The 564-nt window shown below is 57.1% G+C and carries 2 pseudogenes; both read right to left on the reverse strand.

The window, feature by feature from the left end:
- Nucleotides 1-208: pseudogene (locus tag EN869_RS34875) on the reverse strand (hypothetical protein); the annotation flags it as partial.
- 46 nt (nt 209-254) lie between these two features.
- Nucleotides 255-564, reverse strand: a pseudogene (locus EN869_RS34880) (MmgE/PrpD family protein); the annotation flags it as partial.

The raw sequence follows: 564 nt of genomic DNA on the forward strand, positions 1-564 counted from the left end.
TCTGGCGGACCACCTCTACGCCGGCATACATAACGACTGTCAACGCGATCAGCAGACTTGAAACGGCAGCGATTGTAGGCGTGATCTCTTCCCGAATTCCCGACCACATCTTTATCGGTAAGGTGGTGGTATCCGGCCCGCTCACGAAGAGTGACAGCACCAACTCATCGGCAGATCCGTTGCGGAAATTGAAGCTGGAAACCTGCAAGCCATGCCCATGAAATTTCGCCCGCACAGCAAGTACCTGCCCCTTCCTAGCTCAGGAGAATCGCGGCGTCATCTTCGGCATATCGCCTGCCCCGTCGAGAGAGAGCAGCCAGAAGAGGCCCAAGGCCTGCTGCTTCGAGGTTGCCTATTGCCGAGAGGATCTCGTCCTGCCACCGCGGGTGAACGTTCTCTCTGCTGAGGCCCTTGAATTTCTCCCAAATCTGATCGGCCGATAAAGGGCGCAGGACATCCCCAAGTGGGTGTCGTACAATCATTTCTTCCGGCCCTTTCCCTTGATCCATGACAACGCGGGCTGGCGTTTCGGCTGGAAACGCCGAAGCGAAATCGGAGGACGCT

The sequence above is a fragment of the Mesorhizobium sp. M2D.F.Ca.ET.226.01.1.1 genome, from assembly GCF_004022705.2.
In the GTDB taxonomy this organism is placed as follows: Bacteria; Pseudomonadota; Alphaproteobacteria; order Rhizobiales; family Rhizobiaceae; genus Mesorhizobium.